Origin of the sequence: Ureibacillus endophyticus, from assembly GCF_024159215.1 — a bacterium.
Taxonomy (GTDB): Bacteria; Bacillota; Bacilli; order Bacillales_A; family Planococcaceae; genus Ureibacillus; species Ureibacillus endophyticus.
Genome location: NZ_JAMYWW010000001.1, coordinates 2188111 through 2213644 on the forward strand (window position 1 = coordinate 2188111; position 25534 = coordinate 2213644).

Annotated in this window: 32 protein-coding genes, 1 riboswitch and 1 other annotated feature; of the genes, 8 read left to right on the forward strand and 24 right to left on the reverse strand. The window is 33.0% G+C overall.

From position 1 onward, the window contains the following. Window positions 1–169: 169 nt before the first annotated feature. Window positions 170–1006 carry a lipoate--protein ligase family protein gene (locus NKR20_RS10740; RefSeq protein WP_253426475.1) on the reverse strand — a complete coding sequence of 279 codons (837 nt, stop codon included), beginning with the start codon at window positions 1004–1006 and terminating at the stop codon, window positions 170–172. 100 nt (window positions 1007–1106) lie between these two features. Between NKR20_RS10740 and NKR20_RS10745 the strand changes: the two genes are divergently transcribed. Then, complete coding sequence (locus tag NKR20_RS10745) at window positions 1107–1490, forward strand: rhodanese-like domain-containing protein (protein WP_121214882.1); 384 nt, start codon at window positions 1107–1109, stop codon at window positions 1488–1490. A gap of 257 nt (window positions 1491–1747) precedes the next feature. On the opposite strand, the gene gcvPB is transcribed toward NKR20_RS10745, so the two are convergent. The 11 genes from gcvPB to comGA all read right to left on the reverse strand — a co-directional run bounded on the left by gcvPB (window position 1748) and on the right by comGA (window position 10533). Next, a complete protein-coding gene (gene gcvPB, locus NKR20_RS10750) occupies window positions 1748–3217 on the reverse strand; it encodes an aminomethyl-transferring glycine dehydrogenase subunit GcvPB (protein ID WP_253426478.1) in 1470 nt (489 codons plus the stop codon). Continuing rightward, a complete protein-coding gene (gene gcvPA / locus NKR20_RS10755; protein ID WP_253426482.1) occupies window positions 3210–4556 on the reverse strand; it encodes an aminomethyl-transferring glycine dehydrogenase subunit GcvPA in 1347 nt (448 codons plus the stop codon). Before gcvPA ends, gcvPB begins: the two co-directional genes overlap by 8 nt. 17 nt (window positions 4557–4573) lie before the next feature. Beyond that, complete coding sequence (gene gcvT, locus NKR20_RS10760) at window positions 4574–5680, reverse strand: glycine cleavage system aminomethyltransferase GcvT (RefSeq protein ID WP_121214879.1); 1107 nt, start codon at window positions 5678–5680, stop codon at window positions 4574–4576. Window positions 5681–6013: 333 nt separating this feature from the next. Next, window positions 6014–6106, reverse strand: a riboswitch (glycine riboswitch). 129 nt (window positions 6107–6235) lie between these two features. Beyond that, on the reverse strand, window positions 6236–6748 hold the full coding sequence (locus NKR20_RS10765) for a shikimate kinase (protein WP_121214878.1): 513 nt from the start codon (window positions 6746–6748) through the stop codon (window positions 6236–6238). Window positions 6749–6779: 31 nt separating this feature from the next. After that, a complete protein-coding gene (locus NKR20_RS10770) occupies window positions 6780–6953 on the reverse strand; it encodes a hypothetical protein (protein WP_253426485.1) in 174 nt (57 codons plus the stop codon). Beyond that, window positions 6946–7410 carry a competence type IV pilus minor pilin ComGF gene (gene comGF / locus NKR20_RS10775; RefSeq protein WP_170148434.1) on the reverse strand — a complete coding sequence of 155 codons (465 nt, stop codon included), beginning with the start codon at window positions 7408–7410 and terminating at the stop codon, window positions 6946–6948. The genes NKR20_RS10770 and comGF overlap by 8 nt, the downstream gene beginning before the upstream one ends. Next, complete coding sequence (locus NKR20_RS10780; RefSeq protein ID WP_147404819.1) at window positions 7380–7697, reverse strand: hypothetical protein; 318 nt, start codon at window positions 7695–7697, stop codon at window positions 7380–7382. The genes comGF and NKR20_RS10780 overlap by 31 nt, the downstream gene beginning before the upstream one ends. Beyond that, window positions 7684–8112 (reverse strand): type II secretion system protein, encoded by a 429-nt coding sequence (locus NKR20_RS10785; protein WP_170148433.1) that lies wholly within the window; start codon window positions 8110–8112, stop codon window positions 7684–7686. The genes NKR20_RS10780 and NKR20_RS10785 overlap by 14 nt, the downstream gene beginning before the upstream one ends. A gap of 11 nt (window positions 8113–8123) precedes the next feature. After that, complete coding sequence (comGC, locus tag NKR20_RS10790; protein ID WP_121214903.1) at window positions 8124–8453, reverse strand: competence type IV pilus major pilin ComGC; 330 nt, start codon at window positions 8451–8453, stop codon at window positions 8124–8126. Window positions 8454–8471: 18 nt separating this feature from the next. Next, window positions 8472–9542 carry a competence type IV pilus assembly protein ComGB gene (comGB, locus tag NKR20_RS10795; protein WP_253426503.1) on the reverse strand — a complete coding sequence of 357 codons (1071 nt, stop codon included), beginning with the start codon at window positions 9540–9542 and terminating at the stop codon, window positions 8472–8474. Beyond that, window positions 9520–10533, reverse strand: a complete 1014-nt coding sequence (comGA, locus tag NKR20_RS10800) for a competence type IV pilus ATPase ComGA (RefSeq protein WP_253426506.1) — start codon at window positions 10531–10533, stop codon at window positions 9520–9522. Before comGA ends, comGB begins: the two co-directional genes overlap by 23 nt. Before the next feature lie 293 nt (window positions 10534–10826). Between comGA and NKR20_RS10805 the strand changes: the two genes are divergently transcribed. Next, window positions 10827–11540 (forward strand): helix-turn-helix transcriptional regulator, encoded by a 714-nt coding sequence (locus NKR20_RS10805; protein ID WP_121214872.1) that lies wholly within the window; start codon window positions 10827–10829, stop codon window positions 11538–11540. Window positions 11541–11654: 114 nt separating this feature from the next. Next, window positions 11655–11897 (forward strand): DUF2626 family protein, encoded by a 243-nt coding sequence (locus NKR20_RS10810; RefSeq protein ID WP_097075345.1) that lies wholly within the window; start codon window positions 11655–11657, stop codon window positions 11895–11897. An 88-nt stretch (window positions 11898–11985) separates the two neighbouring features. Here the strand turns inward: NKR20_RS10810 and NKR20_RS10815 are convergent, their stop codons facing one another. Next, window positions 11986–12630 (reverse strand): MBL fold metallo-hydrolase, encoded by a 645-nt coding sequence (locus NKR20_RS10815; protein WP_253426509.1) that lies wholly within the window; start codon window positions 12628–12630, stop codon window positions 11986–11988. Between the two features lie 165 nt (window positions 12631–12795). Here NKR20_RS10815 and NKR20_RS10820 point away from each other — a divergent pair, with 165 nt between their 5' ends. Next, window positions 12796–12975 (forward strand): DUF2759 domain-containing protein, encoded by a 180-nt coding sequence (locus tag NKR20_RS10820; protein WP_121214870.1) that lies wholly within the window; start codon window positions 12796–12798, stop codon window positions 12973–12975. 95 nt (window positions 12976–13070) lie between these two features. On the opposite strand, the gene NKR20_RS10825 is transcribed toward NKR20_RS10820, so the two are convergent. The 4 genes from NKR20_RS10825 to rpmG all read right to left on the reverse strand — a co-directional run bounded on the left by NKR20_RS10825 (window position 13071) and on the right by rpmG (window position 16336). Continuing rightward, on the reverse strand, window positions 13071–14966 hold the full coding sequence (locus tag NKR20_RS10825; RefSeq protein WP_253426512.1) for an LTA synthase family protein: 1896 nt from the start codon (window positions 14964–14966) through the stop codon (window positions 13071–13073). 355 nt (window positions 14967–15321) lie between these two features. Beyond that, window positions 15322–15528 (reverse strand): YqgQ family protein, encoded by a 207-nt coding sequence (locus NKR20_RS10830; protein ID WP_121214868.1) that lies wholly within the window; start codon window positions 15526–15528, stop codon window positions 15322–15324. A 10-nt stretch (window positions 15529–15538) separates the two neighbouring features. After that, complete coding sequence (locus tag NKR20_RS10835) at window positions 15539–16069, reverse strand: 5-formyltetrahydrofolate cyclo-ligase (protein ID WP_253426515.1); 531 nt, start codon at window positions 16067–16069, stop codon at window positions 15539–15541. Between the two features lie 117 nt (window positions 16070–16186). After that, window positions 16187–16336, reverse strand: a complete 150-nt coding sequence (rpmG, locus tag NKR20_RS10840; RefSeq protein ID WP_008408521.1) for a 50S ribosomal protein L33 — start codon at window positions 16334–16336, stop codon at window positions 16187–16189. Window positions 16337–16517: 181 nt separating this feature from the next. Between rpmG and NKR20_RS10845 the strand changes: the two genes are divergently transcribed. Further along, window positions 16518–16919 carry a hypothetical protein gene (locus tag NKR20_RS10845; RefSeq protein ID WP_253426518.1) on the forward strand — a complete coding sequence of 134 codons (402 nt, stop codon included), beginning with the start codon at window positions 16518–16520 and terminating at the stop codon, window positions 16917–16919. Then, window positions 16916–17428 (forward strand): hypothetical protein, encoded by a 513-nt coding sequence (locus tag NKR20_RS10850; RefSeq protein ID WP_253426521.1) that lies wholly within the window; start codon window positions 16916–16918, stop codon window positions 17426–17428. Before NKR20_RS10845 ends, NKR20_RS10850 begins: the two co-directional genes overlap by 4 nt. Before the next feature lie 44 nt (window positions 17429–17472). On the opposite strand, the gene NKR20_RS10855 is transcribed toward NKR20_RS10850, so the two are convergent. Next, the gene (locus tag NKR20_RS10855) at window positions 17473–18354 is read right to left on the reverse strand and encodes a LysR family transcriptional regulator (protein ID WP_253426524.1); all 882 of its coding nucleotides are present in this window, start codon (window positions 18352–18354) and stop codon (window positions 17473–17475) included. A gap of 139 nt (window positions 18355–18493) precedes the next feature. On the opposite strand from NKR20_RS10855, the gene NKR20_RS10860 reads away from it, so the two are divergent. Both NKR20_RS10860 and NKR20_RS10865 read left to right on the forward strand, forming a co-directional pair. Further along, a complete protein-coding gene (locus NKR20_RS10860) occupies window positions 18494–19708 on the forward strand; it encodes an MFS transporter (RefSeq protein WP_253426527.1) in 1215 nt (404 codons plus the stop codon). Between the two features lie 18 nt (window positions 19709–19726). Further along, window positions 19727–20197: a glutathione peroxidase gene (locus NKR20_RS10865; RefSeq protein WP_253426530.1), complete on the forward strand. Its 471-nt coding sequence runs from the start codon at window positions 19727–19729 to the stop codon at window positions 20195–20197. A gap of 44 nt (window positions 20198–20241) precedes the next feature. Here the strand turns inward: NKR20_RS10865 and NKR20_RS10870 are convergent, their stop codons facing one another. The 6 genes from NKR20_RS10870 to pstB form a co-directional block, all read right to left on the reverse strand. Continuing rightward, window positions 20242–21102, reverse strand: coding sequence for a hypothetical protein (locus NKR20_RS10870; RefSeq protein WP_253426533.1), 861 nt, complete (start codon window positions 21100–21102; stop codon window positions 20242–20244). Next, window positions 21089–21610 (reverse strand): RNA polymerase sigma factor, encoded by a 522-nt coding sequence (locus NKR20_RS10875; RefSeq protein ID WP_245987555.1) that lies wholly within the window; start codon window positions 21608–21610, stop codon window positions 21089–21091. The genes NKR20_RS10870 and NKR20_RS10875 overlap by 14 nt, the downstream gene beginning before the upstream one ends. A gap of 112 nt (window positions 21611–21722) precedes the next feature. Further along, a complete protein-coding gene (locus NKR20_RS10880) occupies window positions 21723–22292 on the reverse strand; it encodes an anthranilate synthase component II (protein WP_121214859.1) in 570 nt (189 codons plus the stop codon). Next, the gene (trpE, locus tag NKR20_RS10885) at window positions 22289–23677 is read right to left on the reverse strand and encodes an anthranilate synthase component I (protein ID WP_253426536.1); all 1389 of its coding nucleotides are present in this window, start codon (window positions 23675–23677) and stop codon (window positions 22289–22291) included. Before trpE ends, NKR20_RS10880 begins: the two co-directional genes overlap by 4 nt. A gap of 79 nt (window positions 23678–23756) precedes the next feature. Then, window positions 23757–23977 (reverse strand) — a binding site (T-box leader). A gap of 60 nt (window positions 23978–24037) precedes the next feature. Next, window positions 24038–24700: a phosphate signaling complex protein PhoU gene (gene phoU, locus NKR20_RS10890; RefSeq protein WP_253426539.1), complete on the reverse strand. Its 663-nt coding sequence runs from the start codon at window positions 24698–24700 to the stop codon at window positions 24038–24040. 18 nt (window positions 24701–24718) lie between these two features. Continuing rightward, window positions 24719–25492, reverse strand: coding sequence for a phosphate ABC transporter ATP-binding protein PstB (gene pstB, locus NKR20_RS10895; protein ID WP_253428117.1), 774 nt, complete (start codon window positions 25490–25492; stop codon window positions 24719–24721). Window positions 25493–25534: the final 42 nt, after the last annotated feature.

Here is a 25534-nt window from a genome sequence, read left to right on the forward strand (position 1 = left end):
AAATAATCACACTAGATGTTGTATTATTTATATTCACTAGAAAAGATTACCGCATAAAAATTATCAATGCAAGGGGTTGATTTTTTTAAATTTGTATAAAACGTTGAGAATACATGACTTTCAATGAAAAAATATTTTTTCAGCTTAAACAAAACGTATGTTCTATATACTATTTTCTATAATTCCACTCATCAGTCAAGTATTTTTTTTCTTCTAAATTTCTAACATACTCTAATTGCTCAGAAGTTAATTCATAAGGAACTAATTCAATATCAAGTGCCTTTTCAAAACCATCTCTGAAAGCATCAATACATTGTGAAATCGTAATTTTTTTAGATGTTAATTGATTAATTGCAACTGCTTTTTCAGGTAATTTTTTTCGCATTCTTTCCTTAACTTTGTCAGAAGAAAACTTAAATACAGATAATAGTTTTTCTTCATCTAGTTCTAATAAAATGGCACCGTGCTGTAAAATGACACCTTTTTGTCTTGTTTGCGCACTTCCAGCTACTTTTTTACCCTCAACAACAAGTTCATACCAACTTGGAGCATCAAAACAAACTGCGCTTTTTGGACTTTTTAAATCAGCACGTTTTTCTTCTGTATCTGGAACGCTAAAATAAGCTTCTAAGCCAAGGTTTTGGAAACCAACTAGTAAACCTTCACTTAACACTCGATAAGCTTCTGTAACGGTTGCAGGCATATTAGGATATTGTTCTGTGACGATTATGCTATAAGTTAATTCATGTTCATGTAAAACAGCCCGTCCACCAGTTGGTCGTCTAACAAAACCAAGATTTTGAGCTTTTACTGCATCTAAATCGATATCCTTTTCTGCACTTTGGAAATAGCCAATCGATAAAGTTGCTGGATTCCATTCATAAAATCTAATTACAGGTGGAATTTCCCCCTTACTATGGAAGTCTAGTAATGCTTCATCTAAAGCCATGTTATATGAAGGACGACATGGTCCAGAATTTATAAAATACCATTTTGCTTTCATCATTTCATCTCCTCACAATAAATATCATTTTATCAAACCCATTGGACTATCGCTACTTTCTCTTTTATAATGGTAAATGGAGAAAGAAAGGAGAAATTTAGTAGTGGAAGTACTTTATACAATCGCTATCATACTTGGTTTAATAATCGTGTATGTCTTAGTAAACATGTTAAGATTAAAAAAAGCAGTAACAAATCTAACTCAAGAAGAATTCATTCAAGGCTATCGCAAGGCGCAATTAATCGATGTACGAGAGACAAAAGAATTTGATGCTGGACATATTTTAGGTGCACGTAATGTTCCATCTACACAATTACGCCAACGATACAAAGAAATTAGACCAGATCTACCTGTTTATTTGTATTGTCAGAATTCAGGTCGAAGTGCACGTGCTGCATTATTCCTAAAGAAAAAAGGTTACAATCAGCTTTACCAACTTCAAGGTGGATTTAAAACTTGGACTGGTAAAGTGAAAACAAAAGCATAACTAATTTTTCACTAAACTGTAAAAATTTCAGTTACAATACTATCTTAAAATAATTGGGATGCCATTCTTTAGGGGCATCCCATTTTTAATATATTTTTAGACTTTTTCCCTATTATCTTTTAGAAAAAAATAGTTTCTTCCTATATAAATAGTCACTATTAAATTAAAATAATTTTTTGATTTCCACTAATATAATCATTTCAACCATCCACGCACACCATAAAAAACGTCTCACTATAGTGAGACGCTTCAAAATATTAAGCTTCTACTTTTGTATAACGAAGCACTGGTGTACGTGCAGCACGTGTTTCATCTAATCTGCTTACGACAGTTGTGTGAGGTGCTTCTTGTACAATTGCAGGGTTTTCTTCTGTTTCTTTTGCGATTTGAATCATAACATCACAAAATGCATCTAACGTTTCTTTTGACTCTGTTTCTGTAGGTTCAATCATCATTCCTTCTTCCACGTTTAATGGGAAGTAAATTGTAGGTGGATGATAACCGAAGTCAAGTAATCGTTTTGCAATATCTAATGTACGAACCCCTAATTTCTTTTGACGGCGTCCAGATAACACAAATTCATGTTTACAATGACGGTTATATGGAAGATCGAAATAAGGTTCTAAACGACGCATCATGTAGTTTGCGTTTAATACAGCATATTCTGTTACTGCTTTTAACCCTTCTGGACCCATTGTGCGAATATAAGTATAAGCACGAACGTTAATTCCAAAGTTACCGTAATAAGGTTTTACACGGCCAATTGATTGTGGACGATCGTAATCGAAATGGAATGTTCCATCTTCTTTTTTCACTAATACTGGTTTTGGTAAGAATGGAATTAAATCCGCTTTAACCCCTACAGGACCAGAACCAGGACCTCCACCACCGTGAGGACCAGTAAATGTTTTGTGTAAGTTTAAGTGAACACAATCGAAGCCCATGTCTCCAGGACGAGCCTTTGACATAACCGCATTTAAGTTTGCTCCATCATAGTATACTTTCCCACCTACACTATGAATAATTTCAGCCATTTCAAGAATGTTTTCTTCAAATAAACCTAATGTATTTGGGTTTGTTAACATTAATGCAGCAGTATCTTCTCCAACTACACGACGTAAATCCTCTAAGTCTACTAATCCGTCTTCATTTGACTTAACTGTAATTGTTTCAAAACCAGCTACAGCTGCAGAAGCAGGGTTTGTTCCGTGAGCAGAGTCTGGTACGATTACTTTGTTTCGATGTCCTTCACCATTTGCTTCATGGAACGCACGAATCATCATCAATGCTGTCCATTCACCATGAGCACCCGCTGCTGGTTGTAAAGTTACTTCATCCATACCTGTAATTTCAACTAAAGAGGTTTGTAACTCATATAGTAATTCCATAGCACCTTGTACAGTTGATTCATCTTGTAGTGGATGTATATTAGCAAATCCAGAAAGTCTAGCAACGTTTTCATTAATTTTTGGATTATATTTCATTGTACACGAACCAAGTGGATAGAAACCTGAATCTACACCATGGTTACGGCGTGAAAGTGCAGTATAGTGACGCATAATATCAAGCTCTGAAACTTCTGGAAGTTCGGCAGCTTCTTCACGAACATATCCTTCTGGTAAAAGTTCAGCAAGATCGAAATCAGGTACATCGATTTCAGGTAAACTATAACCTACACGTCCCTCTTTCGATAATTCAAAAATAAGAGATTGGTTTTCGTTAAGCATTGTAAGCCCCCATTTCTGCAACTAATGTTTCGATTTCCTCTTTTGTACGTAATTCTGTCACAGCAATTAACGCATGATTTTCTAATTCCGGATAAACGCGACCTAAATCGAAACCACCGATAATACCTTTTTCTAGTAATTTGTTATTAATTTCACTAACAGGTTTATTTGTTCTCACAACGATCTCGTTAAAGTGAGAACCTTGGAAAGGAACAACAAATCCAGCATTTTCAAAGGCATTTTTTGCAAATCTTGTTTTTACAATATTTTGCTTCGCCATTTCTTGTACGCCTTGTTTACCAAGAGCTGTCATAGCAACAGATGCTGCAAGTGCAAGTAATGCTTGGTTTGAACAAATATTAGAAGTAGCTTTCTCACGACGAATATGTTGCTCACGAGCTTGTAATGTTAATACATATCCACGGCGTCCTTCGTGGTCAACTGTTTCACCAACTAAGCGACCAGGCACTTTACGCATTAATTTTGAAGTTGTTGCAAAATATCCACAGTACGGACCTCCGAAACTTTCAGGAATACCAAACGGTTGTGCATCCCCAGTTACGATATCTGCGCCTAATTTGCCAGGTGGTGTTAATACGCCAAGAGCAAGAGGATTTGCCGAAACGATGAATAATCCTTTCACATCATGAGTTAATTCACCAATCGTCTTAATATCTTCAATTTGACCGAAGAAGTTAGGATATTGAACTAATACTGCTGCAGTCTGGTCGTCTAGTAGACCTTTCAACGCTTCGATATCCGTTACACCATCTTTTGATGGAACTGTAACGACTTCAATTGATTGACCATATGCATATGTAGCAACAACGTCTCTATATTCTGGGTGAATTGCATCAGATACTAAGAGTTTTTTACGGCGTGTATGACCAGCAGCAAGCATACCTGCTTCTGCTAAAGATGTACCACCATCGTACATAGAAGAGTTCGCTAAATCCATTCCAGTAAGCTCTGCAATCATAGTTTGGAATTCAAAGATAGCTTGTAGCTCACCTTGTGAAATTTCTGGTTGATATGGTGTATAAGCTGTATAAAATTCTGAACGAGAAATTACATGATCTACGATAATCGGTTTGTAATGGTTATAGATACCAGCACCTAAGAACGATACATGAGATTCTGTATCACTATTTTTTGATGCTAATTGCTTTAACTCTTTAAGAAGAGCAGATTCTGACTTTGCCTCTGGAATATTATATAACCCTTTAAAGCGAACACTTTCTGGAATATCCGAAAATAGTTCATCTACACTTTGTACACCAATTGTCTCTAACATTTCTTTTTGATCTGTTTCCGTCATTGGAAGATAACGATGTGCCATGGAATTACCCTCTTTTCCTATTTTTTTGAACGTTTATAAAAAGGTGTAGCAACCGTTTTAGCTTTTACCTTTTTATTACGAATTTCGATTTCTAACTCTGTATCTAATTCTGTGAATTTTGAGTCAATTAAAGCTAAACCGATATTGCGTTTCGTTAAAGGAGATTGAGTACCAGTTGTTACCTCTCCAATTTCTACGCCGTCTTTAAATACTTTATAACCATGTCGAGGAATACCTTTATCAATCATTTCAACCCCAACAATCTTGCGTTTTAATCCAGCTTCTTTTTGAGCAATAAGAGCTTCTTTCCCGATAAAGTCACTTTCTTTTTGTAGTTTCACAACGAAACCAATTCCTGCTTCAAGTGGTGAAATATCTTGAGATAACTCTTGACCATATAGTGGTAGACAAGCCTCAAATCGTAATGTATCTCGTGCACCTAACCCAGCTGGAACAACACCTTTATCTTTTCCAACTTCTAAGATTTTTGTCCAAAGTTTTACAATGGCAGCTGGTTCCCCATATAGTTCGAAACCATCTTCACCTGTGTAACCTGTGCGAGAAACTAAAACTTTCTGACCTGCTACATCAACATCATTAATAAATTTGAAAGATTTAATTTCAGATAAATTTGTTTCTGTTAATTGTTGTAATACTTCTTCAGCAAGTGGTCCTTGAAGTGCAATTTGAGCATATTCGTTGGATTTGTTTGTTACTGTTACATCACCTTCAATGTGACGCTTCATCCATTCAAAATCTTTTTCAATATTTGCTGCATTTACGCATAATAAATATTTATTTTCTTGCAAGTAATAAACAAGAAGGTCGTCAACTACACCACCATTTTCATAGCACATTGCATTGTACTGAGCTCCACCAAACGGTATTTTTGAAATATCATTGGATAATAATTTTTGTAAGTAAGTAGTAGCATCTTTACCTTCAACAAAAATTTCACCCATATGTGAAACATCAAATAATCCAGCACGGTTTCTTACAGCATCATGCTCTTCTTTAATAGATGAAAATTGTACAGGTAACTCCCATCCACCAAAATCAATCGTTTTACCGCCATATTTTGCATACTCTTCAAAAAGCGGAGTTCTTTTTAACTGGTTTGACATGCGATTTCCTCCTCATTACATTACATAAAAACAAGCAAATTCATTTATACAATACATTAACATTAAGATTCGGGATTTTCTGCAATAATTATAGGAATATAACTAAAAAAGGACAGAAGAATCCCTTTAATCTTTTAGGATTCCTCTGTCCTTGCACCTGAAAGTTACACCAGAACAATCGACTATAGATCATGTCTGATTATTCGGCTTTCCCCTTTGGTGGCTATTTTTACGCTACTCGATATTACGTACATTCCAAAAAAGTTTTAGCAACTTTTTAGACGAGTACACATTCAAAAAATGTATTTGATAAAATAGCACTCTCCAGAGATGCGTCCTGTACGAGTCTTTTTGCCTGAGAGATTCATAGTTAACACTACTTGCTCCTTCGGCGACGCTCTTCACGTTCTCTCCCCGTACAATCATCCGCGCAATATTCATAATTTAATGTACAATATACTGCTCTTAGCCATATCCTAACATTAAATTAAATAGAAAGGCAATCTTTTTTTAAAATAGTCATAAAAACGAACAATTTTATTATTTTTTTATCTATTATTCGCCTTTTAATCTTCTAACTTGGAAGCCAATATATTCAACAATTTGTCTTAATGTACGTCCTCCAGTTAAAACGCGGATATGACCTGCTTCACGGTAAAATTTTCTTCTGGAATAATATAATTGTTCTAACTCAGTTTTTGTAGAACGTTGTACAATAGGGCGATTTTTGTCATTTTTTATCCGTACATATATATCTTCGAAGGTTGCATCTAAAAAAAACACTAGACCACTTCGTCTCATCAGTCTACGGTTTTCTTCTTTCATCGCGACTCCACCACCAGTTGCGATAATACACGCCTCGTCCCGAAAATTTCGTAAAAATTCTGTCTCTAAATTTCTGAAATAAGCCTCCCCATATTTTTCAAATATTTCTGGAATTGTCATTCCTTGTTGCCGAACTATTTCGTGATCCATGTCGTAATATGGCATCTTTAAAAAATAGCTTAATCTTCTACCGATAGCACTTTTGCCACACCCCATGAAGCCAACCAAATATATTTTCCGCATGATATCACCTTCTTTACTACGCAAACTGTTACTACTTACTACCAATTTCCTCTAGTAGGTTTATCGTAGCACGAACATTGGCGAATTCCAATGAATTATATATTTTTATTTGTGATTCGTAAGAAAAAACAAAATATGTCGCAAAAAATGTCGTTAAAAGTAGTAATGATATTGCAAGTAAATAGCTTCCTCCTCTATTATTCATTACGTATTTGTACAAAAAATTCTCGCTCCTTTACTGCTCCACTTTGAAATTCAACATAAACGGTAATATAGTTGCCATTTAAACGAAAAGAAGAATTCTTTATCCCCATTAATAGAGGAATATAACCTAGATAATTTTTTTGCATTCGAATGATATCCTGATATTGATCAACTACAACTATTTCGTTGGAGTTAACATAACTAATTTGAATAGTCTTTGCACGCGTATTTGACTGTTCAATATGCTTAACGTTCGATAAATATTGTTCAAAGTCATTTACGAATAACTCCCATGCAACATGATCATTATTTGTTATTGAATCGTTCATCTGATTTAGCCAACTGTAAATGAAAATAAGAAGGTGAATAAACAATGCGAACACAATAAAACTAAATAATGCTTCAATCAAAGTAAACCCACTAGAATTTAATCGATTTCTCCAATTTCGTTGATACATTTCGTCCTTTCTCCATGTAAATTGGTAAAATGCACGCATATTTTAGAATCTTCATAATTCCATCGATAAACATTACTTTCTATATTCATTACTCCACTATTACTTCCTTCATTTAATATCTTCTTAGCTGCTTCGTATGCAGTGATAGATGCATGTAATTCCATTTTTTTATTAATTAGGGTGCTATACATCTGATAAGAAAGCGGTATTAGTGTACCTGTGATTATTAAAATAATAACGATTGTCAGAAGACTTTCGACAAGTGTTATCCCCTTACAGTTCAGCAAGCTTCATCCGCCCTTTATGAATATTTATAATGATTTGTTTTTCTCCTAAAGGCGTTATAAACTTTAATTTTCCAAAGTCATTTATCTCTCCATTGAAAATCCGAATCAATTTTACGGTACTAAAGGGAGAAAATTCGATATTTGCTGGATAAGGTCTATCTATAATACGCTGTCCACTTCTATCGTAATATGCATAATACGATTGTTTATCATTAAATTCGATTGTAATTACCCTGCCTTGTTCTATGGTAAGTGCTTGTATCGTTTGGATATCAAATTGTACTTGTTGAATAAAACTCTCTACTTTTTGCTTTTCTGCAAATTTATTTGAGAATTGCAGTACGATTGAACTAATAATCGTTAAAATAAATAAAACTAGTAACATTTCTAATAGCGTATATCCTCTGCTATCCAATGTTATCCTTTTCACGAGCCATCACTAACATTTGAAGCACTATTAACTACTACACTACCATCCTCTTGAATATTTACAGGATCACCATTAGGACATGTCGTTTCGTTTTCTTTTAAATATTTTTCATCTACAAGTTGTTCTATGGTTGTGGGAAATGTTTTATGGTCAATTTTGTAAGCTTCAACTTGGCCTTGTACCATGTTGACATAGGCATCACAACCCTTTTCATCGATGGTTGCAAAATGTTTTGTAACATTTGGTATGGTTACTAAAATTAGTACAGAAATAATCAGCAATACTATTAACATTTCGATGAGGGTAAAACCTTTTGAATTTTTCATCATGAATTGTCACCTCAATTAAAGTATTTCAATGATTTCATACATTGGTAGTAACACACTTAAATATGCTGCGATAATACAGATTGCAATGATGATAAATAACAATGGCTGTACAACAGCTATACCTGTTTTAATAATATTTTGAAGTTTCTCATCTAGTAAATCACAATAAATAAGCAATTCTCTTCCAAGATGTCCGTTTTTTTCTCCGTGTTTAATAAACTCCTCGAATTTCGGAAAAAACCAAGCAATAACGGAAACACAGTGAGAGAGAGAATCACCATAAATAATATGTTTCTCAATTTCCGATGAAACGTAAGCTAATAACTTATTAAATTGTTGCTGTTGTAATATATTTAATGCTTGTTGTAAAGAAAAACCGCTGACCAATAGACTTCCTAAACCTCTACATAATTCTCTAGTCAGAAGTAATTTATAAAAATAGTTTACAACTGGGATTTTTAAAAACAGTATTAATCTTTGTTGAACAGTTTGTCTTTTAAAATACAATGAACATATAAACAACCCAAAAGTTATTAAAAGTATAGATAAAAATAAAACATCAGGTAAACGAAGTAATATATTTGATAACCCAATATTTGATGTTTGTTCATCTGTTCTTGAGTGAATAATCCCCTGAATATTCGGTAGAAAGTACGTCCTAAATGAAATAAAAACACACGTTAAAACGACGAATAATAATAAGGGATAACTTAAAAGTTTTATTAACTTCTTTTGCATTTTCTCATTGAATTCCATTTGAATAGCGATATTCTTTAGTGCCCTCGCCATATCCCCATTTTCTTCTGCAATTTTTATTGCAATTAAATAGTATTGGGGAATTGAAAAACATCTTAAAATACTAGCTACGTCTTCCCCACTTCGTAGTCTTTCATGAATAGTAGTATTCCAGTAATCAATTTTCTCTGTATGAAATGGGAGTAGCATTGTAATAGAATCCGAAAATGTGTAACCTTCCTCTAAAAGAGTACTTAATCTTAATAAAAACGTAGGAATTTGTTTTATTTTCCCTTTGTTTTTCATAGACATATATCTATCTTTGATATCAAGATATTGTTGTAGGAACATGATTTTGATTCACCTCTAACTTAGAGAGTTGATAGCTTATAGTTTCATTTTTCGGTAGACGATATTCGTCCCCGCGCATGGTTGAATATATTGCCTCAACTAAGTTAAACTCACTTAATATCTCGTAAATTGCTTTTCTTTCATCGGTATCAACCTGAACTAAACATTGCGCAACGATTCCAATTATCGCTTGTCTCATTTCTTCAAGGGAAATATCTAAATCCATCAGACGATATAAACAATTCACCGTATCTTTAGAATGAACAGTTGATAACACAAGATGACCTGTAAGTGCGGCTTCAATTGCAACCTTTGCAGTTTCTTTATCGCGTATTTCACCAATCATAATGACATCAGGGGAATGACGAAGAATTGCTTTTAAACCAGAAGCATATGTTACCCCAGCTCTCTCATTTACTTGAATTTGTAATAATTGAGTTTGATTACTTTCAACAGGATCTTCTAAAGAAATAACCTGTCTAGCAAGTGTTTCACTACAATAATTAATTAGCGAGTAAAGTGATGTAGTTTTTCCAGATCCAGTAGCCCCGCAAAACAGAAGGAGTCCTTGTCTATTTGAAACAAGTTGAATGAGTTTATCAGCAGCATTTGGAAATAAACAAAGTGAAGTAATAGGATGACGAGAGTTTTGAAGCAAAAGACGTATAACAAGACTTTCTTTACGATAAACAGAGGGTAATGTCGATACTCGGAACGAATAAATATTTTCTTCTATATTTTTTTGGAAAGATCCACTTTGGGGTTTTCGCTTTTCACTAATATCGAGTGATGATAAAAATTTAAAAAATGATATCATTCGATCCCCAAGCTCAAACGGTATATTCCCTGCCGGAAATAGCTTTCCGTATTTTCTAAAATGGATTTTGTAATATTCAGTTGTGGGTAATATATGTAAATCAGAAGCTCCAAAATGGATTGCTCTTACCAATAACTGAATACTTTTGTTTTCTACTACCGATTCAATGTCCATCGTTAACACCTCTTCAAAGTAGAATTTTTATCGACCGCAAATTGTTAAAGACAGTATATAATGGCTAAAAATAATAGAAAAGGGATTTTCTCAACAAAAAAATTTGATAGTATTTTCAACTACCAAATGTAATTTTTCATTTAAATTTAATCCATTCTATTAATTAAATAAGGTAAAAGAATATTTTGAAAAATTTACAAGTATTGAAAAATAATTTCATTCCCTCTATCATTTCCACTATATAAAAGATAAAATTGTAATATAAATAAAAAATTTCGTAGAGAGGTGATTTGATGATTCATCCTTTAAAAGTAACGAGCACTTTAGCAGACGAAACTCGATATCAAATATATGAATACATGCTACAAGAGAAAAAGCCGTTTACAGTTCAGGATATCGCAGACCAATTTAAAATTCATCCAAACGTTGCTCGACTCCATTTAACAAAGTTATCTGAAATAAATGTTATTACAGCAGATTTTGTTAAATCAGGCAAAGGTGGACGTCCAGGAAGAGTTTATAAGGCAAATGAGGAAGGTATCGTCTTAAGCTTCCCAAAACGGGATGAAAGCCAATTATTAAAATGGTCTCTTCAATTAATCGATAAATTGGGTCCAAGTGCTTTAGAAACAGCCCAAGAAATTAGTTATCAAGATGGATTTGAGTATATTAGTAAAAAACTTCAAACGGAACAAAAAATAAAACAAATTATCGGTTTCGATGAAAAGGTAAATATACTAACTCAAGCTGCAGCTATGATTGGTTATGTGCCAGAAATAGTAGAAACAAGTACTGGAAAAATAATAAAATTCTCAGTTTATAATTGTCCGTTTAATAATCAATTATCTACAAATAATAATATTGTATGTAAACTACATGAATCCTATTTAAGAGGACAAGTAGATGCTTTATTCTCACAAAACGAATTTGTCCAATTTAAAAATATGGTTAGCGATTGTGATTTTTGCCAGTATTCAATAAATGTTCCTGATACGGTAAAAATATAATAATCCATCTGTTTGTCACAAACTAAATAGAAGTAGCGGTTTACATTAAGCTTTCTAATCATTTATAATAAGAAATGAGATTATTGTGTCGTATGGCAAAAGGAGGGATTCTTCATGAGTAATATGTATAAAGTGTTAGCTTTCTGGACAGGTATATTTGCCGTAATGTTCTATTTAGGTGATATGTACGAGGTTTCGCTATTATTCGTTGGTAATACGGTATTATTCTTATTATTAGGCTTTTTAAACCTAACAGAGCGCATGTACATGTACATTTTCGGAGCTTATTTAACAATTTTCTTCGCTGGATTCACGTACTATACTACATTTATCCACGTACCTGGTGCAGGTCATTAATAAATGACATCGGCTGATATTTTCAGTCGGTGTTTTTTTAATATATAAAAGAAAAAATGAGTACCAAAAACTAGGCACTCATTTTTAATCAGAATCCATTTAAAAAAGGATTCATATCCATTTCAGCTCCAGGAGTTGTATAAGATCCATGACCAGGGTAAATAATAAAATCCTCGGGTAATACAAGAAGCTTTTCATGAATCGATTTTAGTAAAACTTCTAAGGAACCACCAATTAGATCTGTTCTTCCAATACTACGTTCAAATAATGTATCGCCTACAATTGCAAAACCAGCATCTTCAAAAATGTATGAAACACTTCCCGGCGAATGACCTGGAGTAAAGACAGCTTTAAATGTAAAATCCTCAATTGTAAAGGTTTGTTCTTTTTTGATAATATGCTCTTCATTTGGTGGAGCAACAATATAATTCGGTAATTCAGCATATTTGCCAGAGCCATTTTTCATAGGATCTGCAAGCCAACTTACCTCATTCGCATGTATATATAGAGGAAGATCATAGGCTTCTCTTAGCGCATCTACTGCTCCAATATGGTCAAAATGTGCATGTGTTAGAAATATTGCTTTTGGTTTTAATTGGTTGGACCGGATTGTTTTAATAATTTTTGAAGCTTCTTCACCCGGATCAAAAATCAAACAATCTTTCTGTTTATTACTAACTATATAGCAGTTTGTTTGTACAGGGCCTAAACTAAAAACTTTTACATTCAACATTGTTTTCACCTCTTCAATATTATACATGTGTAAGAAGAAAATTACATTGTTTGTTCATATTTATCTTGGATTAGTTCTCGACAAAATAGAGCCTGTGATTTACAATAAAGAAGGAATATTGTTTATCGACATTCATTTTCTAATGTCGAAAGGAGTGTCTTATTAATGAACTTATTAATGGTTATTTTCGCTTTAGTAGCAATCTTTGCAGTAGTAAATATATTCCAAGGTATTAAAGAGAAAAATGTATTGGCTATCATTTTCAGCCTAGCTACTGCAGCAATTTTTGGTTGGTTTGTAATCATGACTGTTTTAAATCAAGGTTATCCACCAAAATTACACTAATACTTATGAAAAAACGAGATATCATCATGATATCTCGTTTTTTCAATTTATTAAATCAAAAAACTGGTGTAGCGATAGTTGCTACACCGTTTTTATTAATTGACAACATCTTGTTTTAAATTACCTGTCTCCGAATCATAGAAGCGAAGTAAATCGCCATTTATAATCGCATCCGAATATTCTAATTCTGTCGTTGCGCGATCGATATATGGTTGACATGCTTCAATACCAATATCAGTTCCCGTATTACGATCGTAACAAACTTCACCAGCATATACTAACTCATTTGTAACAAAACGTCCGTCACGGAAAATAACAAAGTCTTCATGTTCTTCTGAGAAAATATCAGCACCTAACTGCATGTCATTTGAAGTTTCAATACCTAACAAGTGTAAAATTGTAGGTCTTAAATCAATTTGACCGGCTGTTTTATTAATCTCGCCCCCATCTCCAGAGCCTGGAATATGGATATATAGTGGCACCGACTGAAGTAAGGCGCTATCATATGCTGTAATTTCTTCTTTATCTAAGTACATTGCCATTGCTTTGTTATGATTTTCTGAAATACCATAATGGTCTCCATACATTACAATAATTGAGTTTTCATATAGACCTTTTTCTTTTAGTTCTTCAAAGAAAACTTTAACAGCTTCATCTAAATAGCGTACTGTTTGGAAATAACGATTTAAAGTGCCTGAATTAGAATCATATTCAGGAATCATTATATCTTCTGGATCTAAATAGAACGGATAGTGGTTCGTTAATGTAATTAAACGAGAATAAAATGGCTGTTGCATCTGAGTCATTAGTTCTGTCGATTGTTCAAAGAATGGAATATCTTTTAATCCCCAGTTTACAGAATTTTCATCCGTTACCTCATAGGAGTTGATATCATAAAATTTATCAATATTTAATGATTTATAAATCATATCACGATTCCAGAACGATGAATTATTTGAGTGCATTACATTAGTAAAGTAGCCATTTTCACCCAATTTTTCTGCCATTGAGTTATACGTATTTCCGCCGTGTGTAAAGAATACTGCACCGCGACCTAGACCGAATAAAGAATTCTCAACGATAAATTCCGAATCCGATGTCTTACCTAATCCAGTTTGATGATAAAAATCATTGAAATAATAAGTATCTTTATCATTTGTTAAAGAATTTAAAAACGGTGTTACCACTTCACCATTCATTTCATTATTAATAACAAAACTTTGTAATGATTCTAGCGAAACAAGAATTAAGTTTCGACCAGCATACTTGCCAAACATTTCATCATTAACAGCAGCTTGGTTTGCTTGCACATAGTTATCCACTTCAACAAGTTCACTACCGTCTGCTAATGCGCGTTGGGCACTCGACTTTGATTGTACATAAATATCGTATAAATGGTAGTTATACGTACCGATGTTTTTCACAAGTAATTCACGGTCAAAAGCACGTGTTAATAATTGTGGACGTTCTGTTTCAGCTAATCCTAAATTTAAGAATAATACTGCCATTGCTAGCACAAAATAAGCACGTCGGAATTCTTTACGAATTGTTAATTGACCTTGTAATTTCGGAACAAACTTAATAGCTATAATTAAAATAATAACATCGATGAAATAAAGTATATCCAGCCAATTTATAATCGCGCCAACTGATGTACCTAGTTCACCGAAATTGCTAGTTTGGAACAGTACAGGTAGTGTTATAAAATCGTTATAGAATCGATAAAATCCTACGTTTGTATATAAAACGATGGATAAAATGATACTCATCGCTATAATATAACGATTCCGCGCTTTCGTTGATTTTAAAAATAAGGATAATCCATAAATAAATAATAAGAAGCTTAATGGGTTAATAAACAGGATAAACTCTTGCATTAAGTTTTCAATGTCCATTTCAAAACTTGTATGGTATACAATTACAGTTTTTATCCAAGTCGCAAGTACCGCAATAGCTAAAATCGAATGTTTAGGCCATTTTATTGACTTCATCCCTAACATCCTTTCTACATAATTGATATAGTAAAGAACTAAATTTTTCAACATACACATTAGATTTTAAGAAACAAAGTTTATCTTAATGTTTTTACCAACAAGAAGCAATAAAAATTGTCGGCTTAAAAAATATGCAGAAAAATTAATATAACAATTACTATACATTTTTAAATCGTATCTCATAATATTTACGATTTAGTTACAAAAAGGTTCCAAAATTAAAACAGAGGATAATTATTCCACTGTAATATCCTCTGTAAGTTCTGATAAAGATTTTAAATTAAAAGGAAAATTTTTTCAACGTATAATAAACATTTTTCTTTTTTCTACAAATTCTCCTAATATCCATCAATTAATTATCTAATTCTCGTTCTAATTTTGATATTTCACTTCGAATAATTAACATTGCTGATTGAAAATCTTTCGGATCTAATACACGTGCTTTGTATAATTCTCGTACCTCATCTTCCATTAAAATTAAATCACCAATACGATCTCTTGTATAAATATATATTCCGTATTGCTTTAGTAAATCATAAATGTCTTTCATTGTCTTCATACTATACTTCCTACCTCTTTCGATAAATGTTGCAATCAATTCTGTCTTGATCAGTAATAATTACATTAACTGGAATATCATGCGAATCTTTCGGTACTGATTCAACCACTTGAAAATGAAAAGCAAGGGAAATAAGTTGCCCTTCAAATCTTTCTAAATAACGGTCATAATATCCTCCACCATATCCGATTCTGTATCCACTTTTGTCAAAGACGATTCCTGGCACGATCATACAATTTATTTGTTCCGCAGAGACAAGCTCCGTTAAATCCGGGATTGGCTCTCGCAAATCCATATATACGATTTCAAGTTGATTAAAATTCTCGATTTTATAAAATTGCATCGTTCTATTTTTTGAATTACATTTAGGAACCACTACGTTTTTATCTGCTTTCCATAGAGATTCAATGATACCAATCGTATCAACCTCTCTATTATTTGAGATCGTAATAGCAATCGTATTTCCTTCTATTATAGATGGCTCTTTTAATAATTTTTCTCTAATTACTAAAGAGGACCGCATATACAAATCATTCGACATGTTTTCGAGTTTTTCTTTTATTTTTCGACGCCATTCACTTTTATTCAAGGTTATTCACCATTCCCTCTTTAATAAGTAAAAAGCCAAAACCACGAGTGGTTTTGGCAAAAATGCTTATTACTTTGTTTCACGGTGAAGAGTGTATTTCTTCTCGCGAGAGCAATATTTTTTAAGTTCTAAACGCTCAGGATTGTTACGTTTGTTCTTTTTAGAAATGTAGTTACGTTCGCCACAATCTGTGCAAGCTAATGTAATGTTTACGCGCATTATTAACCCTCCCACTCTATATCTGTACTTTTATTCTTGAGCATGATTTATACGACTAAATCATTATAACATATATCGAAAAAAAATCTAGCATGATTTATTAATAACTTTCCATATGTTAAAATAAGTTAAAATGTTTATTTTAGAAAGGACCGACAAAGTGGAACTATCAACTATTATCATGATAATCGGAATAATATGTATTGTTCTCTCCTTTTTCCTAAAAGATTCTTCAAAAAAAGTGGAACAGGAACTAGAAGAGCTTTCTATTAGCATATACCAAGAAACAAACTCCTTAAAGAAACGACTAAAAATAGTAGAAGAAGAATTGCTATTAGAACCTAATTTTAACGTAAAATCCCCTGTTTCGACAAAAAAACAGATGGACGCCTATAAACAACAACAGGTCTCTAATAAATCATTTAATCCTACACCCAAAAAACAAACTCAAATAAATGAAATACTTGTTGCCCAAGTAATTTCACTTAATAAACAAGGCTATCCGATTGATGAAATTAGTAAAATGTCAACATTATCAAAAGAACAAATTAAAAGCATTTTAAACAATGGAGGCGCCCGATGAAAAGATCTTCCGTTCGAGCATTCGGTGTAGCCTGTTTTTTAATAGGTGCTATTTTAACAATTGCAAATCAATACAATATTCCTATTATCACTTCAAAAGAAGAAAATGTTCAACAATATAAAGAGCAAATTGCTGAACTTGAACTTCAATTAAAAAAGGCGAATGAAAAATTAGAACAGACTGAACAAACAAAACAAAATTCAAAAGCTGTTCAATCAAAAGAAACAACACAAGAGACCCAAGAAGTGGAATCATCACAAGAGAATACAATTCCTGATAAAAGCGACAAAATCGTATCAGGCACCCTATATATATACTCAGGTCTTACATCTGCTGAAGTTGCTCAAAAGTTAAAAGATTTAGGCGTTATTAAAAACAGTGTAGAAATGGAACTTTTTTTAGCTCAACCTGAATATGCGAAATCCATTCAAAAGGGGCAATTCGAATTAGATTCCTCAATGTCAGTAGAGGAAATTGCAAATATCATTACAGGGAAACCCCAAGAGTAATAATTTTTCGCGCAAGAATGTTTTTCTCAAGCATTCTTGCGTTTTTATTTATTTCTAAAATAATCCCTAATGAACATTGCAAACTGCCTAGTAGCTGAACTTTTAAAACCATTTTTCTTATACGCTAAACCAATTTCTCTTTTACAATTTTCCAAATCTACCTTGATTATTTGAAGATTATACTGCTCAAGCCCTTTAATATGTGGGATTAATGACACGCCTAATCCACTTTCAACTAATCCAGCAACTGTATGTATTTCTTCCCCTTCAAACGCAATATTTAATTGAAAGCCTTCCCTCCTAAATAGCTCATCAACGGTTCTACGCAAGGAATTTCCTTTTTTAATTGAAATAAAAGGATCATGGGCAAAGTCTTTAATTTTCACGTGTTTTTTTACAGCTAACGGGTGGTTTCTAGCAACAATTAAAAATAACTCCTCATCCCATAATTTTTCCCAAACAACTTCACTATTCCTATCAATAGAAGATATTAAACATAAGTCTAATTCACCTGTTTCGAGTTTTTCCATTATGACGCTAGAATTGCTTTGAGTGAGTTGAAATTTCATGTTTGGATAAAGATTTTTCACATCCATCAATAACGAAGGAATCACTTCGAGCCCTAACGTATGCATAAAACCTAGAGAAACTTCACCTTGACCAGGAGAAACAATATTCGCTAAATCTTCTTTTGCCCTTTCATATTCCTTTATAATACGCTCTGCTCTTTCAAGAAAAAATTTCCCATAGCGATTTAACTTTATTGAACGTCCATTACGATCAAATAATTCTACCCCGACACTACTTTCTAAAACAGCAATCGATTTACTCAACGCGGGTTGAGAAATATGTAATTCCTCTGCTGCCCGGGACATATTTTCATACTTTGCAACTTTAATAAAGTAGTACAGCGAATTAAACTCCATACCCAATCCCCTTATCCCTTATAACTTTTTTTTATAAGATACATAAAAACAATGAATTTCTATTATATAACACCTTTCATTATAATGAATTTACAGTTTTAGTTCAAAAAAATGTCACAACTATAAAGAGGCGGCTACTATGAGTTATTTACAAAAAGGAACGAAACAATTTACGTTGGCTAATTTAGCACTATTTGCTGCAGGATTTATTACTTTTGCAAATTTATATTTAACACAACCTCTGCTTCCACAGTTTTCAGAGGAATATCATGTTTCACCAGCAGTCGCTAGTTTATCCTTATCAGTATCTACAGCAGTCTTATCTGTTAGTTTAATTTTATTTGGTTCTTTTTCAGAGGCATGGGGACGAAAAAAATTGATGACGTTTTCAATTTTTGCTGCAGCGATATTAACAATTGCTCTTACCTTCTCTCCTAATTTCGAAATACTTTTGTTATTACGAATACTTCAAGGTTTTGTCTTTGCAGGTGTTCCCGCAATTGCAATGGCCTATTTAGGAGAAGAAGTGGATCCATCTAGCTTAGGAACTGCGATGGGGCTTTACATTAGTGGGAATTCTGTTGGGGGTCTTGCTGGTCGTGTCATTATGGGGACAATGACACATTATTTTAACTGGCAAATAGGGATGATTTTTATAGGACTTTTAAGTTTAATAGTCAGCGCTTATTTCGTTTGGGCATTACCTACTTCAAAGCACTTCACACCAAGACCATTACAATTTAAAGCCTTAACGAAATCATTATTCACTCATCTAAAAGATCCAGGATTAATTTGTTTGTTTGGAATTGCTTTTACCTTAATGGGCGGATTCGTCACATTATATAATTACATTGGCTATAAATTAATCGGCCCTCCCTATAATTTAAGTGCAGGTATTGTTGGTTCAATTTTCATTGTCTATTTAGTTGGGACGTTTAGTTCAGCATGGTTTGGAAGTTTATCCGATAAATTTGGAAGACAAAAAGTTCTTATGATTGGAATACTCATCATGTTTTCTGGTGCCATTCTTACACTACCCGGAAGTTTATATGTAAAAATTATTGGGATTGTTTTATTTACTTTTGGTTTTTTTGGTGCCCATTCGATTGCTAGTGGATGGGTTAGTTTCCGAGCGAAAAAAGATAAAGCACAAGCGTCATCACTCTACTTATTTGGTTACTATTTTGGTTCTAGTATTGGTGGTACAACAGGGGGAATTTTTTGGGTAAGCTGGGGCTGGAATGGTGTTATCGCATTTATCAGTGCTTTTTTAATTACTTCTTTCACATTGTCGATTATACTTTTAGTACTAGGAAGAAAAACAAAAACCCTAAATGATCAACTTCAATACTAAAAGTAAAGAGGTGTATACATGAATATTTACGAATTTAAAGTAAAAACAGAAAAAGGCGAACCCTATTCTTTAGAACAATACAAAGGCAAAGTGTTATTAATTGTAAATACGGCAACAAAATGCGGTTTAACAGGTCAATTTGAAGAGTTAGAAGTACTATATAAAAAATATAAAGATCAAGGATTTGAAATACTCGGCTTCCCATCAAATCAATTTAAACAAGAGCTCCCAAATGCCACAGATGCAGCAGAAGCATGTCGTTTAAGCTATGGTGTCACATTCCCTATGCACGAACTTGTAAAAGTTAATGGAGAAGATGCACACCCTCTTTTCAAATACTTAACAGAGCAAACAAAAGGTTTATTAGGTAAAAATGTAAAATGGAACTTTACAAAGTTTTTAATCGATCGCGAAGGTAATGTTGTAAAACGCTTTGCTCCAACAGATAAACCTTCAAAATTTGAAAATGAAATTGTTAAATACTTATAAAATAGGGCTAACCCAAATAACGATTAATTTGGGTTAGCCTTTCTTTACCATAATGGTTCATCATCTTTCGAAAAGGACATTGTAAATTTACTAATATATAAATTGAAAACTAAACCGTTTAAAAGAAATGACATCAAAATAAATGGGAACGGAAATTGAAAGAAGCCCAAAATAAAATAAGTTAAAAACAGAACAGGGAACATAGATGAGTTTTTCTTTTTACTAGATGTACTATGAAAAATTCTTTCATTACATTTATCACATTTCGTCTGATAAGCATTCCAAGACATTGAGAAGATTTTTCTACTTGAAAATTGGCATCCGCAGTGAGGACAAGCCGCCTGTTCGCTATTTCGAATACACCATAATAAGTAAATACAATTTAATGCAGAAACAATTAAGACCAACCATAATTGTAAAAATAAAATTTGAAGAATGTTCACAACTAGAAAAATAGGTATGGCTAGTAGAAGATAAAAGAATATTAACAAAGGTACATATTTTCTTTCTGCATATATTTTAATATATTGAATCCATTTTTTATTTTCCCAACGAGTAGTTTTTATAATCGTAAAAATAAGAGCTGTAATTGTAAAAACAGTTAAAATATAAATCATTAAAAACCAGTAGAAATTTGAAGTAAATTCAATTTCATCTAGGTGTCTGGATCCTAAAGTCATTGTATTTAAAGTAAATGAACGATCACTTAACGTAATCATTATAAAAAATAGCCCAAGAATTGTAAAACCGGCTAATACAGTATTATAAGCCCAGTTCCCCTTATGTATTTTATTATTTTGACTTGATACAATTTTATTTATTATTTGAGTCTTCTCTTGTTGTGTAAATTGAAGATTTGTATCGAGTTCCTTTTTCCATTTTTCTTTAAAATCATTCATTTCCATTTATCAACACCTCCAAATCACTTTGTTGTAATATCTCTTTCAACATGTTCCTCGCCCTTTGAATTCGTGACTTTATTGTTGAATTTGGTGTATGTAATAATTGCGCAATTTCTTCTATTGAATAGTCACCAAAATAGTACAGCAGAATTACTTCTCGATACTTTATTTTTAATTGTAGAACCGCTTTTGTTAATTCCATTTTTTCTTCCGATTCCATTAGCAACCTTTCCGAGTCTTTTGAATTCCCTTTAAACCCAACTCGTTCAAAAAGTAATTCTTTTTTACTTTTCCAGCTACGTAAATAATCATAACTACGATTGACAGTCATTTTTGTTAAATATGTCTTTAAACTTGATTGTTCTCGAAACTGGTCTTGTTTTTTATAAAAATTAATAAAGACATCTTGTACAATTTCTTCAGCATAACGTTTATCCTTCACATAGATATAAGCAATTCGAAGTAAGTAATCACTATATCCTTCAACGATTTGTTCTATTGATAATCTCACAGTAAACCTCCTTTCAATCCATTTCATTCTATAGACGGATACTTTTCAATTTAGGACGCAAAAAAAGGAACATCTTAAAAAAATTTTTTAAGACGCTCCCCTTATACTTATACTATACTCTTTCTAAAAAGGCTTCTACCATTTTTGTTCCAGTTTCAGTACCGATCGATTCTGGATGAAACTGCAATCCAAATACTGGGTATTGCTTATGTTGAATCGCCATAATTTCCCCATCATCTGCTGAAGTCGCAACAATTTCAAAATCTCCATGGATTGTTGAAGGTTCGATGACTAATGAATGGTAACGCATTACTTCTATCTCACCGTTTAATTGTTCAAATAACCCTTTTTGCTCATAGTTTAGAGTTGAAAGTTTGCCATGCATGATGTTTTCTGCACGAATAATTGTTCCTCCAAAGGCTTCACCAATGGATTGATGACCTAAACAAATTCCTAGAATCGGATATTCATTATATAATTCTTTAACAACATCAACTGTGATTCCCGCTTCCCTAGGAGTCCCTGGTCCTGGTGATAACACAATCGCTTCCGGATGTAGATTGCGAATATCTTCTATTGATAAAGCATCATTTCTAACGACTTTTACTTCTTTTCCTAATGCAGCGATTTGTTGATATAAGTTATACGTAAATGAATCATAATTATCGATTAGTAAAATCATCTTTGTACCTCCAATAGAGCTTTTGCTTTGTTTAATGTTTCTTCGTATTCTGATTGTGGAATGGAATCATATACTACTCCTGCTCCTGCCTGCACATAAGCATGTTGATCCTTTACAATCATCGTACGAATCGCTAGGGCCAAGTCCATATTTCCATTACTCGAAATATATCCAATTGCACCTGCATAAACACCACGTTTTGTTTGTTCCAAATTATTAATGATTTGCATAGCTCTTATTTTGGGAGCACCAGATACCGTTCCTGCAGGTAAGCATGATGTTAAAACATCTAATACATGAACATCATCATGAAGCTCACCAGTAACTTCTGAAACAATATGCATCACGTGTTTATAACGTTCGATCGTCATATATTTACTCACTTGTACAGATCCAATTTTACTCACTCGACCGATATCATTACGTCCTAAGTCTACTAACATTCGATGTTCTGCAATTTCTTTTTCATCATTTAATAGGAGTTGTTCGATTTGATTATCTTCTTCTTTTGTTTTTCCACGAGGTTTTGTACCTGCTATTGGATTTGTCGTAACGATACGATTTTGAACCTTCACTAAGCTTTCCGGTGAAGTTCCTAAAATTGTATATTCATCAAACTCTACATAAAACATATAAGGTGATGGATTGGACGTTCTCAATTTACGATATAAGCTAAATGGATTTCCTTCAAATGGAGCTTTAAATCGTTGAGATAACACAACTTGGAAAATGTCACCTTTTTCAATATGCTCCTTTGCTGTTTCTACCATTTCAATAAATTGTTGCTTTTCAATTGTTGGTTGAAATTTTACTGCAACTGCTTCTTCATCAGTAAAAGGAATACTTTGTGTAATCTCTTTTTCAATCTGTTTCACGATATTTTGCATCTCTTCTTCAGAGCGCCCATTATTAAATAAATCAATTGCTACAATTGTTACTTTTTGTAGTAAGTGATCAAACACAATAAAGTTATCATAGAAGAATACATGAACTTCCGGCATATTTAAATCATCTTTTAATGATTCACCAATCTTTTCATTATAAAAAGCTGTATCATAGCCAAAATACCCAATTGCACCACCAAAGAAAGAAAATGGATAATCTCCATTTTGAATTGGCATCATTTCCTTCAACTTTAGTAAAACTGATCCTTTTTCTTTTTGTGGTTCTTCGTTAACATATTGAGCTGTGTACTCTTCATTGTTCCCTTTTAATTCTGCAATAGGATTTACAGCAATAAATGAATATCTACCGCTTTCTTCATGTTTCGCTGAGGATTCAAATAACACCTTATGTTTGCCTTTTAAGCTACTAAAAATAGAAATTGGTGTCATCATATCCCCTTGTACTTCGTGAATGACATATTGCTTTACTTCAACAACCATCTCATCTCTCTCCTTCTCTACTCTACTCATCTATGCACTTGCTGATGTTTGAAATCAACAAAAAAGGCCCTTCCATCACAAAAAGGACGGAAAGAGCCGTGGTGCCACCTTTATTGACTATCCATGAAAAAATCGATAGTCCACTCAACTGTTGTAACGCAAGTCATGCGCTAGTACCTACTAAAAGTTCAGTACTAGAAGCTAGAAAGCCCATTCATATTATTTCCTGCACTAGCTTTCACCCACCGCTAGCTCTCTAAAGCAGTCCATAATACTACTATTTTTCATCATCGCTCATTATTATACTACAAATAGTTTATTATAAATTTTCCGATTATTCAAATATAATTATGAAAAATTTTAATTGTTTAAATCAATATGTTGCCCCTTTTTCAAATATAAAAGATGTTCTGCAATATTTGTTGCATGGTCAGCACAACGTTCAATATAACGGCAAATAAAAGATAAATACGTAATTTGTGAAATGTTTTCAGGTGTTACTGCACTTAATTTCATTAAATGTTGTATCATATTACCGTACATCTCATCAATTTGGTCATCTAATTCCGCCACTTCTTTTGCTTTTGTAATATTTTCTTCAACAAATGCATCAACTATTTGACGTAACATTAATGTTGTTTTGAAGTACATGTCTTCAAGTAATTCAACGGATGTAATAAAGCGACTATTCCCAATATGCAAAGTTTCTTTTGCAATATTCACTGCATAATCGCCAATCCGTTCCATATCATTAGCAGCTTTTAATAATACAATTAATCGTCGTAAATCAGTGGCTACCGGTTGTTGCCTAGTTATCAGTTTAATAACTCGATCATTAATTGCTTCTTCTAATTGATTAATATCTACATCTTTATCTATTATCTCTTGTGCTTTTATTAAATCTTTTTCAATAAATGCAGTAAAAGAAGCTTCAAAAGATAAAATACTTCGATTACATAAAACTAATAAATCTTGTTGCACTTCATTTATTTCGTTATCATATCGTCCACGAACACTACTCATTCCTATAACATCTCCTTATTATCCGAAGCGGCCTGAAATATAATCTTCTGTACGTCCGTCTCGAGGCGTTGAGAAAATTTTATCTGTGTAATCAAACTCTACAACTTCCCCATTTAAGAAAAATGCCGTTTTATCAGAAATACGAGCAGCTTGTTGCATGTTATGAGTTACGATGACAATAGAATAGTTATCTTTTAATTCTTGTACTAGCTCTTCTACTTTTAATGTAGAGATTGGGTCAAGGGCAGAAGTTGGTTCATCCATTAAAATAACATCCGGCTCAATAGCAAGGCATCGGGCGATACAAATACGTTGCTGCTGACCACCTGATAATCCATATGCATTTTGATTTAAACGGTCTTTTACTTCATCCCAAATCGCTGCTCCACGTAGAGATTTTTCAACTATTTCATCAAGAATTTTTTTATTTTTTATTCCGTGAATTCGTGGACCATACGCGATATTATCATAGATTGATTTTGGAAATGGATTTGGTTTTTGAAAAACCATGCCTACTTTTGTGCGCAGTTCTTCAACTTCATAAGAAGAATCAAAAATATTCCTTCCACGGTAGTTAATTTCTCCTGATGTTTTTACAATCGGTATTAGTTCTACCATACGATTTAACGCTTTGATATATGTTGATTTACCACATCCAGAAGGACCGATAATTGCTGTTACATCATTCTCTTTAATATCTAGTTGAATATCCTTTAATGCATGGTGCTCACCATACCAAAGATTAAAATTTTTTGTACCAAAAACCGTATTTTTTTCAACTCTATTTATCATTGGACTAACTGCTTGCTTTTGAGATTTCATATTTATCTGATC

Bases quoted from the DNA above. Each gene is read 5' to 3' on its own strand.
- NKR20_RS10740 (WP_253426475.1), bottom strand. From the start codon at position 1,006: ATGATGAAAGCAAAATGGTATTTTATAAATTCTGGACCATGTCGTCCT.
- gcvPB (WP_253426478.1), bottom strand. From the start codon at position 3,217: ATGCTTAACGAAAACCAATCTCTTATTTTTGAATTATCGAAAGAGGGA.
- gcvPA (WP_253426482.1), bottom strand. From the start codon at position 4,556: ATGGCACATCGTTATCTTCCAATGACGGAAACAGATCAAAAAGAAATG.
- gcvT (WP_121214879.1), bottom strand. From the start codon at position 5,680: ATGTCAAACCAGTTAAAAAGAACTCCGCTTTTTGAAGAGTATGCAAAA.
- NKR20_RS10765 (WP_121214878.1), bottom strand. From the start codon at position 6,748: ATGCGGAAAATATATTTGGTTGGCTTCATGGGGTGTGGCAAAAGTGCT.
- NKR20_RS10770 (WP_253426485.1), bottom strand. From the start codon at position 6,953: ATGAATAATAGAGGAGGAAGCTATTTACTTGCAATATCATTACTACTT.
- comGF (WP_170148434.1), bottom strand. From the start codon at position 7,410: ATGTATCAACGAAATTGGAGAAATCGATTAAATTCTAGTGGGTTTACT.
- comGC (WP_121214903.1), bottom strand. From the start codon at position 8,453: ATGAAAAATTCAAAAGGTTTTACCCTCATCGAAATGTTAATAGTATTG.
- comGB (WP_253426503.1), bottom strand. From the start codon at position 9,542: ATGTTCCTACAACAATATCTTGATATCAAAGATAGATATATGTCTATG.
- comGA (WP_253426506.1), bottom strand. From the start codon at position 10,533: ATGGACATTGAATCGGTAGTAGAAAACAAAAGTATTCAGTTATTGGTA.
- NKR20_RS10805 (WP_121214872.1), top strand. From the start codon at position 10,827: ATGATTCATCCTTTAAAAGTAACGAGCACTTTAGCAGACGAAACTCGA.
- NKR20_RS10810 (WP_097075345.1), top strand. From the start codon at position 11,655: ATGAGTAATATGTATAAAGTGTTAGCTTTCTGGACAGGTATATTTGCC.
- NKR20_RS10815 (WP_253426509.1), bottom strand. From the start codon at position 12,630: ATGTTGAATGTAAAAGTTTTTAGTTTAGGCCCTGTACAAACAAACTGC.
- NKR20_RS10820 (WP_121214870.1), top strand. From the start codon at position 12,796: ATGAACTTATTAATGGTTATTTTCGCTTTAGTAGCAATCTTTGCAGTA.
- NKR20_RS10825 (WP_253426512.1), bottom strand. From the start codon at position 14,966: ATGAAGTCAATAAAATGGCCTAAACATTCGATTTTAGCTATTGCGGTA.
- NKR20_RS10830 (WP_121214868.1), bottom strand. From the start codon at position 15,528: ATGAAGACAATGAAAGACATTTATGATTTACTAAAGCAATACGGAATA.
- NKR20_RS10835 (WP_253426515.1), bottom strand. From the start codon at position 16,069: ATGTCGAATGATTTGTATATGCGGTCCTCTTTAGTAATTAGAGAAAAA.
- rpmG (WP_008408521.1), bottom strand. From the start codon at position 16,336: ATGCGCGTAAACATTACATTAGCTTGCACAGATTGTGGCGAACGTAAC.
- NKR20_RS10845 (WP_253426518.1), top strand. From the start codon at position 16,518: ATGATAATCGGAATAATATGTATTGTTCTCTCCTTTTTCCTAAAAGAT.
- NKR20_RS10850 (WP_253426521.1), top strand. From the start codon at position 16,916: ATGAAAAGATCTTCCGTTCGAGCATTCGGTGTAGCCTGTTTTTTAATA.
- NKR20_RS10855 (WP_253426524.1), bottom strand. From the start codon at position 18,354: ATGGAGTTTAATTCGCTGTACTACTTTATTAAAGTTGCAAAGTATGAA.
- NKR20_RS10860 (WP_253426527.1), top strand. From the start codon at position 18,494: ATGAGTTATTTACAAAAAGGAACGAAACAATTTACGTTGGCTAATTTA.
- NKR20_RS10865 (WP_253426530.1), top strand. From the start codon at position 19,727: ATGAATATTTACGAATTTAAAGTAAAAACAGAAAAAGGCGAACCCTAT.
- NKR20_RS10870 (WP_253426533.1), bottom strand. From the start codon at position 21,102: ATGGAAATGAATGATTTTAAAGAAAAATGGAAAAAGGAACTCGATACA.
- NKR20_RS10880 (WP_121214859.1), bottom strand. From the start codon at position 22,292: ATGATTTTACTAATCGATAATTATGATTCATTTACGTATAACTTATAT.
- trpE (WP_253426536.1), bottom strand. From the start codon at position 23,677: ATGGTTGTTGAAGTAAAGCAATATGTCATTCACGAAGTACAAGGGGAT.
- phoU (WP_253426539.1), bottom strand. From the start codon at position 24,700: ATGAGTAGTGTTCGTGGACGATATGATAACGAAATAAATGAAGTGCAA.
- pstB (WP_253428117.1), bottom strand. From the start codon at position 25,492: ATGATAAATAGAGTTGAAAAAAATACGGTTTTTGGTACAAAAAATTTT.